The sequence below is a fragment of the Microbacterium sp. UBA3394 genome (genome assembly GCF_002358725.1).
Lineage (GTDB): Bacteria > Actinomycetota > Actinomycetes > Actinomycetales > Microbacteriaceae > Microbacterium > Microbacterium luteum.
The window spans coordinates 1-10,101 of sequence record NZ_DEPK01000204.1; the positions used below are offsets into that span (position 1 = coordinate 1).

At 68.2% G+C, this 10,101-nt stretch carries 9 protein-coding genes; 3 read left to right on the forward strand and 6 right to left on the reverse strand.

Features of this window, described 5'->3' with window-relative positions; genetic code table 11:
- Positions 1–108: 108 nt before the first annotated feature.
- Genes B4E30_RS12810 through B4E30_RS12830 form a run of 5 tightly spaced genes read right to left on the reverse strand, consistent with a single transcriptional unit; the run spans position 109 to position 6,398 of the window.
- Positions 109–1,044, reverse strand: a complete 936-nt coding sequence (locus B4E30_RS12810; RefSeq protein WP_286795490.1) for a carbohydrate ABC transporter permease — start codon at positions 1,042–1,044, stop codon at positions 109–111.
- Positions 1,041–1,982 (reverse strand): carbohydrate ABC transporter permease, encoded by a 942-nt coding sequence (locus B4E30_RS12815; RefSeq protein ID WP_071043961.1) that lies wholly within the window; start codon positions 1,980–1,982, stop codon positions 1,041–1,043. The genes B4E30_RS12810 and B4E30_RS12815 overlap by 4 nt, the downstream gene beginning before the upstream one ends.
- Positions 1,979–3,289 (reverse strand): ABC transporter substrate-binding protein, encoded by a 1,311-nt coding sequence (locus B4E30_RS12820; protein WP_286795491.1) that lies wholly within the window; start codon positions 3,287–3,289, stop codon positions 1,979–1,981. Before B4E30_RS12820 ends, B4E30_RS12815 begins: the two co-directional genes overlap by 4 nt.
- A 20-nt stretch (positions 3,290–3,309) precedes the next feature.
- Positions 3,310–5,373: a beta-galactosidase gene (locus tag B4E30_RS12825; protein ID WP_286795492.1), complete on the reverse strand. Its 2,064-nt coding sequence runs from the start codon at positions 5,371–5,373 to the stop codon at positions 3,310–3,312.
- A gap of 2 nt (positions 5,374–5,375) precedes the next feature.
- The gene (locus tag B4E30_RS12830; protein WP_286795493.1) at positions 5,376–6,398 is read right to left on the reverse strand and encodes a LacI family DNA-binding transcriptional regulator; all 1,023 of its coding nucleotides are present in this window, start codon (positions 6,396–6,398) and stop codon (positions 5,376–5,378) included.
- A gap of 525 nt (positions 6,399–6,923) precedes the next feature.
- Here B4E30_RS12830 and B4E30_RS12835 point away from each other — a divergent pair.
- Genes B4E30_RS12835 through B4E30_RS12845 form a run of 3 tightly spaced genes read left to right on the forward strand, consistent with a single transcriptional unit; the run spans position 6,924 to position 9,128 of the window.
- Positions 6,924–7,661 carry a winged helix-turn-helix domain-containing protein gene (locus tag B4E30_RS12835; RefSeq protein ID WP_194384641.1) on the forward strand — a complete coding sequence of 246 codons (738 nt, stop codon included), beginning with the start codon at positions 6,924–6,926 and terminating at the stop codon, positions 7,659–7,661.
- 58 nt (positions 7,662–7,719) lie between these two features.
- Entirely contained in the window at positions 7,720–8,703 is a 984-nt protein-coding gene (locus tag B4E30_RS12840; RefSeq protein ID WP_414683218.1) for a DNA-3-methyladenine glycosylase family protein, read from the forward strand.
- Positions 8,704–8,756: 53 nt separating this feature from the next.
- Complete coding sequence (locus B4E30_RS12845) at positions 8,757–9,128, forward strand: STAS/SEC14 domain-containing protein (RefSeq protein WP_194384640.1); 372 nt, start codon at positions 8,757–8,759, stop codon at positions 9,126–9,128.
- 2 nt (positions 9,129–9,130) lie between these two features.
- Here B4E30_RS12845 and B4E30_RS12850 read toward each other — a convergent pair whose 3' ends face one another.
- Positions 9,131–10,063: an aldo/keto reductase gene (locus B4E30_RS12850; RefSeq protein WP_286795494.1), complete on the reverse strand. Its 933-nt coding sequence runs from the start codon at positions 10,061–10,063 to the stop codon at positions 9,131–9,133.
- Positions 10,064–10,101 lie beyond the last annotated feature (38 nt).

The window sequence follows — 10,101 nt, forward strand, 5'->3', positions numbered from 1 at the left end:
CGCGCGGACGCGTCGGCACCGACCATCAGGCCGACTCGACCGTCCCCCAGCGGGAGACGGTCGAGCCAGGTATCGCTCGCCGTGGTGTATCTCAGCACCGTCATCGGGTCAGAACTTCATCCCGCCCGCGGCGAGCCCCGAGCGCCAGTAGCGCTGCAGCGACACGAACACGATGATGATCGGGATGATCGACAGGAGCGAGCCGATGATCACCAGGGTCTGCAGTCCCGGGATCGTGATCGCCGCCTGGCTCCATCCCGAGAGACCCACTGTGACAGGCTGCAGCCGCGCATCACTGAGCACCAGGAGCGGCAGCATGAAGTTGTTCCAGCTGCCGATGAACGCGAACAGCAGGATGGTCACCGCGCCGGGCGTCAGCAGCTTCAGCGCGATCGACCAGAACGCTCGCCACTCGCTCGCCCCGTCGAGACGGGCCGCCTCGAGCAGCTCCATCGGCACACTCGTCTGGGCGTAGATGAAGCCGAGCATGACCCCGAACGGGTACACGAGGCTCGGCAGCAGCACGCCCCACATGGTGTTGTTGAGCCCCATCTCGACCAGCAGCACGTAGGTCGGCTGCGCGAGAACGGTCTGCGGCACGAGCATGCTGCCCAGTGCCGCCGCGAGGATCACGGTCCGACCGCGGAAGCGGTACATCGCCAGCGCGTATCCGGAGATGACGCTGATGAAGGTCATGAGCACGCTGCCGAGGCCGGAGTAGATGAGCGAGTTGAACATCCACCGCCAGTAGATGCCGTCGGCCTGCTCGGTGAGATCGACCAGGTTCTGCCACAGATTGAAATCGGCGAAGAGGAATCCCGGGGTGGAGAAGAGGTCTCCGGTGGACTTGGTGGACGCCACGATGAGCCAGTAGACGGGCACCAGGAAGTAGAGCGTCACGGCGATCATGAAGATCCAGCCCACGGTGCGGGCTGTGCGGCTCGGTCGCTCGCCTTCGGCATACACCTGCTGACGTCTGCGGGGCGAGGGTGCGACCGAGGGGTGCGCGGCCGTCTCGGGCGCAGGTGCGATCTGCGTGGTCATGCCGACGCTCCCTTCTTGCGGTTCTGGAACACCGACAGGACGATCGAGAGGATGAAGGTCGCGATGCCCAGGATGATGGCCATCGCCGAGCCGAGGTTGATGTTGCCGCCGAGTGTCGTCGCCTGGAAGATCGCCATGTTCGGCGTGTAGTCGCCCGTGACGTTCGAGGTGATCGAGCGCAGGGTCATCGGCTCGTTGAACAGCTGCAGCGTGCCGATGATCGAGAACAGGGTGGTCAGCACGACGGCCGGCAGCACCATCGGGAGCTTGATCTGCAGAGCCGTGCGGAATTCACCCGCACCGTCCATGCGTGCGGCTTCGTACATCTCGCGCGGAACGGTCTGCAAGGCGGCGAAGATGATGATGACATTCACGCCCGTGACGGTCCAGATCGTGACGTTCGCGATCGACCACAGCACCGTTCCCGGCGCCAGGAAGTCGACCGAGATGCCGATGGAGGCCAGTCCCTCGACGATCGGGCTCACGCGCGGCTGATAGAGGAAGCCCCACACGAGCGCAGCGACGACGGACGGGACCGCATAGGGCAGGAAGACGCTGAGCTGGAAGAAGCGCTTGGCGCGAACGACGGCGGAATCGAACAGGAGCGCCAGCGTGATCGCGAGGATCATCATGACCGGAACCTGCACCACGCCGAACAGGAGCACACGCCCGAAGCTCTCGAGGAATCCCTGGTCCTGGAACGCGCGGATGTAGTTGTCCAGGCCGACGAAGGCCAGGTCGTTGCTGTTGTCGAACCCGAGTCCGCCGCGCTGCACCGAGAAGAAGCTCATCCACAGCGCCGTCAGGATCGGGAGGATGAGGAAGACGACGAACAGGATGATGAACGGCGCGAGGAAGAGGTACGGGGCGAGGCGCACGCCCCACCCGCCGCGAATGCGGCGGGGGGACGTGCGCGTCGGGACGGCTGTCGAGGTCATGATGCGACGTTGAGGCCCATCGCCTCGAGCTCCTCGACCGTCATGTCCTGAACGTTGTCGAGAGCCTCTTCAAAGGTGATCTCGCCGTTGGCGACGCGCCCGAACTCGTCCTTGAGGGCGTTGACCGTGAGGTCATGGGTCGGGCCGGCCGTCCACGTGCCGGGCACCCGCTCCGCGGCATCCGCGAAGACTTCGTTGATGACCTGACCGCCGTAGAACTCCGACGGCTGCAGGAGCGACTCGCTCGACAGGCCGGTGACCGCCGACGGGAAGACCCCGCCGTCGATGAGGTACTCGACTCCGGACTCACTGGAGTTCAGCCAGGTGATGAACTCGACGGCCTGCTCCGGGTGGTCGGAGTTCGCCGTGACCACGTTCACGCTTCCGCCCGATTCTCCGGCGGTGTTCTTGCCGGAGAACAGCGGGGTGTCCGCGACCGCCCAGTTCCCGCTGGTCGACTCCGCACTCTCCTCGAGCAGCACCGGGAACCATGCCGCGTAGTTGATGGTGGCGATCGTGCCCGCGTTCACCTCGGCCCAGTACTCGGGCGTCCACATCTCGACGACCTTCACGAGGTCTTCGTCGAGGAGCGTCTGCCAGAGCTCGGCGACCTCCAGGCTCTCCGGCCCGTTGACGGTGACGTCCCAGGCGTCGTCTTCGATCTGGAAGAAGCTGCCTTCGTTCTGCCACACGGTCTCCATCCACAGGCCCGCCTCATTGGGCGAGAACTGAGCGATGTAGATGTCGGGGTTGGCAGCCTTCAGATCGCGGCCTGCCTGCACGTACTCCTCCCACGTGGTGGGAACCTCGATGCCGTACTCCTCGAAGATGTCGGTGCGGTACATCAGACCGGTCGGGCCGGAATCCTGCGGGATGCCATACACCGCATCTCCGAAGGAGACCGTGCCCCACGAGCTGGCGGTGAAGTCCTCAGCCAGGCCGTCGACGTACGGGGTCAGGTCGGTGAGCCGATTGTTGATGATGTGACCCGGCAGCGAGTGCGCGGACATCTGGACGACGTCGGGGGCCGTGCCGGCGTCGATCGCGGCGGGGATCTTGTCGCCGTCGTCGCCGGTCATCCGGAAGAACTCCACCTGGATGGCGGGGTTGTTCTCGTTCCATTCGGCGACCGCGTCCTCGAGGCCCGGGACCCAGCCCCAGAACTCGATCGTCACGTCTTCCGCGGCACCGTCGTCGCCGGAACCGCCATCGCTTCCTCCGGAACATCCCGCGAGCGCGAGCGCGGCTGCCGCCGCCAGTCCGGTCGCGGCCAGGCCGCGCTTTCTCCAGGTACTGCTGTGTGCCATCGTCGGCACTCCTTTCTCGGTCACTTGCGTGAACCCTCGGGTGAGGTCTCGATCCGGACGATGAGGACATCGCCCGGTGCGACGGCGACGTCGCCGTCGACATCCGTGTTCGACAGGACGTTCCTGCCGGCGGCCCGAACGGTCTGCGCCCGCTCGGTGTGATTGATGAAGATGCGCAGCGCGCCGGTCTTCGTGCGTCGCACGACGTGCTCGACGCCGTCGGGAAGCACTGCGGTCTCGATGCCCGCGTCGGCGACGATGCGCGCAAGATGGCGTTGCAGATCGTCGCCCTCCACGCGCGTGGAGAAGTAGTGCACGACTCCCGAGCCGCGGACGTTGCGGGTGATGGCTGCCGAGCCGGGTGCGATGACCGCCGGCGCGTCGGCGCCATAGGACGCGACCACCTCGGCCCCGCGTACGTGGAGGACCTCACTCCAGGCCGACGCGCATGTTCCCTCGCTGAGAGTGAGGTTTTGGCCGTCCCGGAGCGGCGCATGCTCTTCCACCCGCACGCCGGCGAGTTCGGCGAACGCCGCCGAATAGCTTCCCTCACGCACGCGCAGGTGCTCGTCGGTCGATCCGGAGAGGTACCAGACAGCCAGGTGTCCACCGTTCGCGACGAAACGGTCGAACGCCTCCCGTTGGGAGTCGCTCACGGCGATCATGCTGGGTACCAGGACGAGGTCGTACTGCGAGAGGTCGCCGTTCGGGTCGACGAAGTCGGCCGTCACGCCGGACCGCCACAACGCCTCGTGCACGCGGCGAAGCGCCGGGAGATAAGCGACGTCGGCAGAGGGCAGCATTCGCGTCTCGGTGGCCCACCACGCCGTCGAGTCCCACACGATCGCCGCGCGCGCTTCGACGACGCGCCCCTCGATCGGATCGGCCGACAGTTCGGGGACGCCTGCGAGCTCGGCGCCGAGGTCGCGGATCTCCCGGAAGATGCGGGAGTCAGGACCGACGTGGGGCACCATCGCCGAGTGGAAGAACTCCGCACCGACACGCGGCGCCCGCCATTGGAAGAACAGCGATCCGAAGGATCCGCGCGCCAGGTACTGATAGGTGTTGCGGCGCATGCGCCCGGGCGCCTTGGCGAGCATGCGACCGCCGGCGTAGTCATAGACCAACGACGTCGCCTGTTCCATCAGGAGCCACGGCCGACCGCCCGCGAAGGACCGGGCCAGATCCGCCGCGAAAGCCACCTGCGCGTCGCCCGAGGGGCCGTCTTCCGGGTAGTGGTCGATCGAGACGACATCCAGCTCACGCGCGAAGTCCCATTCGTCGTAGTGATGCCACGTCGGAAGCATGAAGTTCGTGGTCGTCGGTACGCCGGGCGTCACCTCTCGCACGATCTCGAGCTGGTCACGCAAGCAGCGCAGCAGCATGTCCGAACTGAAGCGCTTGAAATCGAGGAGGTGCGAGGGGTTCGGAATGTACTGCGTCCTCTGCGGCGCGTGGATGTCCTCCCACGAGGAGTACACCTGTGACCAGAAGGCCGTGTTCCAGGTCGCGTTCACACGGTCGAGGTCTCCGTAAGCATCCTGCAGCCACTCACGGAAGGCGACGTCGGTGACCGTGCCATAGGAGACCGTGCCGTACTCGTTGTGCAGGTGCCACATCGCCAGCGCCGGGTGGTCGCCGTAGCGCTCGGCCAGCACTCGGGTGATGCGGCGGGCAGCGCCTCGGTACGCCGGAGCGGCGGGATTGTAGGTGTCGCGGCTGCCGTGGATGAGCCGCACGCCGTCGGGCGTTACGGGCAGCGCCTCGGGGTGCAGCCGGGAGAACCACGGCGGAGGAGACGCGGTCGGCGTCGCGAGGATGACCTTGACGCCCGCGGAGTGCAGGCGGTCGAGCGCGGCGTCGAGCCAGCCGAAGTCGTATTCCCCCGGCTTCGGCTCGAGGGCAGCCCAGGAGAAGACGCCGAGCGTCGCGGTGTTCACCGCAGCCTGCTGCATGAGATCGATGTCTTCCAGCAGCACCGCCTCCGGCCACTGCTCCGGGTTGTAATCGCCGCCGAACCATACGAGGGAGGTCGATCGTCGAAGCGCTTCGATTGCGGGCGTGGGCGTCTTCCGCTCCACCATGATCAGGCCACCGCCCTCTCGTGGCGCGGGCCGATGGACCCGTGCGCGTGGTACCGCGGCGCTATCAGGTGCACTGCGGGCTCCGGGTGACCGTCGACAGCGGCGAGCGCGAGGTCGACGGCCGCATCGCAGGACGCCTGCGGATCGAGCGGGAACGAGTCGATCGGCGTCTCGAGGGTGGCGGTGTCGAACGAAGCGCCCACCGACACCACCGAGATGTCTTCCGGCACCCGCAGGCCGCGCTCGGACAGCTCCGCCAGGATGGAGCCGTGCGCTTCCTCCGCCGTATGGAGCACGAGAGCCGTCGCGCCGCGGGAGATCATGTCGGCTACGGTCCGCCGTGCCGCCGTGCGACTCGCCCGCGCCTCGCCCGACGTGCCATGCACCGCCTCGACATCCCGCACCTCGGCGCGGCGAAGGAAGGCCCCCCTCACGCGTGGCGGGAAATTGGACTTCTCGTAGGCGGCTTCGGCTTGCCCGACGAGGCCGATCGACGTGTGGCCGGCGTCTGCCAGAAGGTCGACCGCGCGAGCGGCTGCCGCCTCGAAGTCGAGGTCGACGCAGATCAGACCCGCATTGTCGCGAGGAACGCCGATGAACACCGTCGGCGACGCGATGGACCGCGCGAGCCCCACCCGCGGATCGTCGGGTGCGACGTCGAGCACCAGGATGGCGTCGACCAGTCGATTGGCGGCGACGCGCCGCATCCCCTGCTGAGCCTCCTCCTCGGTCAGGAGGAGCACGTCGTAGTCGTGGCGGCGGGCGGCGACGCTGGCCGCCAGCACGAATGCCATGTGCGTCGGTGCGTGAGTGTCTTTGCGAAGAGGCTCGGTGAGGGCGAAGATCTGCGTGCGCCGCCCGGCGAGCATGCGGGCCCCGGCGTTCGGAAGATAGTTGAGATCCTGGACGGCCTTCTCGATGCGACGGCGCGTGTCGGGAGAGACCGCCCTCTTTCCGCTCAGCGCATACGAGACGGTGCTGATCGACACACCGGCAGCCTTCGCCACCTCGTTGATGTTCGCCATTCCGACTCCGTCGTCCACGATGCTTATCGAAGCGCTTCGCTAAACGCTTCGACGACATCGAAACACATGTGACGGCTTCTTGCAAGTAGTTTCGCGCCACAAACAACAAACGCGTGCACCCTCGCACGACATCCCCATGGGTGCGGGACTGAGCGATCTGCCACATCGGCCCGTGCGGAGCGTCATCGTCCTTCGCGATTTGACGCATAGCGACACGTTCGGTCATAATCGGGCGCATGACTGACGACGCACGCTCTCTGTCCGCCCTGGAGGCGAACGGGACTGCCGGCATGATGGTTGCCGGTCGCGCTGTCATGTGTTGTCGAATGTGTCGCTGATTCGGTGACCCCCGCTGGACTCGACGGTCTTCTCTCGCTCCGACCCGAGTTCCCGACGCACCACTGCGTACCCCGACCCCGGGTACTCGAAGGCGTCGCTTCCGGCCCATTCGACGGGCCGCATCGCAACACACACGTGAATCCCCTGAGCCGCACCCGGCCGGATTCCCACCGCTGAGGACCCATCATGTCGACCACCGCTCTCCTCGACCGCCCGACCCCTCCCGCTCGCCATCTGCGCGCCGTGACCGGGCCCGTCCCCACCGTCGCCGACCCCGAACCGGCGCCGGCCGCATCGGCCGCGCGCACGCTCCCGCCGGGCACCGAGCCGCGCGGATTCGCCCTCTACGTGGGGCTCGACGAGGCGAAGGCCGCGGCCGCGGGGGTCGACCTCGGCGTGCTCGTGGATGCGCTCCGCCGCACCGTCGCCAACCTCGCGCCGTCCGCGGAGACCTACGCGACCGTCGCCCTCTCCCCCACCGGCGCGGGTGGACGCGACGTCGACGTCGTCCGCCTCGCCCTGCACGAGCCGGCCGCCGTCGCCCGCACAAAGCGCGACGAAGAAGAAGCCGAGAAGGATGCCGTGCGCGGCGTCGTCGTGGACATCTCCCGCAAGCGTGTGCTCATCGACGGCGAGTCGGCCGCGTTCACCTTCAAGGAGTTCGAGCTCCTCCAGTACCTCGTGCTGCGCGAGGGGTCGACGATCGAGCGTGCCGAGCTCGTCGCGTCGCTGTGGCGCGCGTCATCCGACGAGGAAGCACCCGGCGAGCGCACCATCGACGTGCACGTGCGTCGCCTTCGCGCCAAGCTCGGTCGCTACGAAGACATCGTGCGCACCGTGCGCGGGGTTGGGTATCGCTTCGACCGACACGCCGACGTCGTCATCCGCTACGGACACGGCACCCCCTCGCCCGACCGCTTCTGACACACTTCGCGCCCGCGCACCCGGATGCGTGTCGGCGTGACGACATAGGGTGTGCACCATGAGCATGCCGGTCCGCGCGACGACGTCGCGCACACCGGTGCGTGGCCTGCGCGTCGCTCACGGCGGCCGCCCCCTCGAGACCGAGTACCGCCCTCGGCATCCCTTCGACCTGCGTCGCACGGTGCTGTTCCAGCGCCACGGCGCCAACGACCCGACGATGGTCCTCGCCGGCACCGTCATCTGGCGCGCGAGCCGCACCCCGATCGGCATCGCGACGCTCGCGCTTCGAGAGACCTCCCCCGGAACGATCCGCGCTGCAGCATGGGGCCCCGGCGCATCGTGGGCGCTGGCGCAGGTGCCCGGCCTGTGCGGGGAGCACGACACCACCGACGGCTTCGATCCGTCGCCCCACCCACTTGTCGCCGATGTGCACCATCGCCATCCGGGGCTGCGGCTCGGCCGCACCGATCTCGTCTTCGAGGCCCTGGCGAGCGCCATCTTCGAGCAGAAGGTCACCGGCATGCAGGCCTTCGCGGCCTGGCGTCGCATCGTCACCTGGTATGGCGAGCGCGCCCCCGGACCGACACCGGTGCCGATGTTCGCGCCGCCGTCGATCGACGGCTGGCGACGCGTCCCGTCGTGGGCGTGGCACCGCGCGGGACTGGAGCCGCCGCAGTCGCAGACGGTGGTCCGAGCCGCCCGCCGCGGCGATGCCCTCGAGCGCGCGATCGCCGACGCCGCCGACGGTGAGGCGGTCGACCGCATCCTCATCTCGCAACCGGGCATCGGGCCGTGGACCTCGGCGGAGACGCGCATCCGCGCGCTCGGCGACTCCGATGCGGTGAGCGTGGGCGATTATCACCTCGCTCACCACGTCGGCTACGCCCTCACGGGTTCGCGCACCGACGACGACGGGATGCTGCAACTGCTGTCCGCATGGCCGGGCCACCGGCAGCGCGTCATCCGGCTCCTCGCCGCGGGCGGGGTTCGTGAGCCGCGTCGCGCGCCCCGGCTGCATCCGGAAGACCATCGCGACCGCTGACGGCTGACGCCGGAGGGGTGGACGCGGTGCCTCGTCCGCGCGACGATGAGGTCATGATCGAGACGATCGACGATGTTCCCGACGGCGTCCTCGGCTTTCGCGCCGTCGGCGACGTGACCGCCGAAGACTACGAGAAGGTGCTGGATCCGGCCCTGGACCGAGCACTGTCCACGCACGAAAAGGTGAACCTCGTGATGGTGCTGGGTGACCGGTTCGAGCGATACTCGCTCGGCGCGATGTGGCAGGACACGCTTCTGTCCGGCAAGCCGCGCCGCGTGTGGGGCCGCTGCGCCGTCGTCACGGGACACTCCGTCATCGCCGAGATCATCCACAGCCTCGCGTTCCTCTTCCCCGGCGACCTGCGCTTCTTCGCCGTCGACCGCGAAGAAGCGGCGATCGCGTGGGCGGCCGGAGGCGACGACTGACCTCAGGCGTCCACGTTCGACGGCGCGGGCCCGAGGTCTTCGAGCGCGCCCCAGACGTCATCGGGCACGGGAGTCGCCGCGAGCTCGTCGAGCTCGGCGAGGCGCGACGGAGACGAGACCCCGACGACGGTCGAATCGACCAGCGGTGACCGCAGCGAGAAGTGGAGCGCAGCAGCCCGCAGCGAGACCCCGTTCGCCGCACACACCTCTTCGGCCGCCTGCACCCAGCGCCGCAGGTCGTCGGGCACCTCGCGATAGCCGTAGCGAGCCCCGGAGGCCGACCCCTTGGCGAGCAGTCCGGCGCCGAAGGGCGCAGCGTTGAAGACCGTCATCCCCCGCGACTTCGCGTCCTCGAACAGGGCGCGCGCGGTCTGGTCGACGAGCGTGAAGCGGTTGTGGCACAGTACAGCGTCGAAGGCGCCGGTATCGACGTACTGCTGCACGAGGGATGCGGGCGCGGCGGCGATGCCGATCGCATCGACGGCACCGGTGTCGCGCAGATGCCGCATCCCGTCGAGCGCACCGCCCGGGGCGACCGCCTGCTCGAAGGTGATCGTGAACGGGTCGTGCAGGTGCACTAGGGAGACGCGATCCACGCCCAGCCGCGCGAGGGATTCCTCGTAGGAGCGCAGCACGCGGTCACGGTCGAAGACGCCGGTCTCGGGATCGCAATCGACCTTCGTGACCACCGGTGGCTGCCCGGCCGAGCTGACCTCGTCCGGGCCGAGTGCGGCCAGCGCCTTGCCGATCACGGCTTCCGAGCGGCCCCCGGCGTAGGCGTTGGAGGTGTCGAGGAGCGCGTGGTCGCTCCGCAGCAGGGCCAGCACGAGGTCGACCGCGGTCGCTTCCTCGACGGAGCCGACTTCGGTGTCTCGCCCGAGTCCGGATGTGCCCAGGGTCAGTGCGGACGGTGCGGGAGTGATCACGGCGCTCATGCGCTCCACACTCCCACGGATGCCGGCGGCCCGTCACC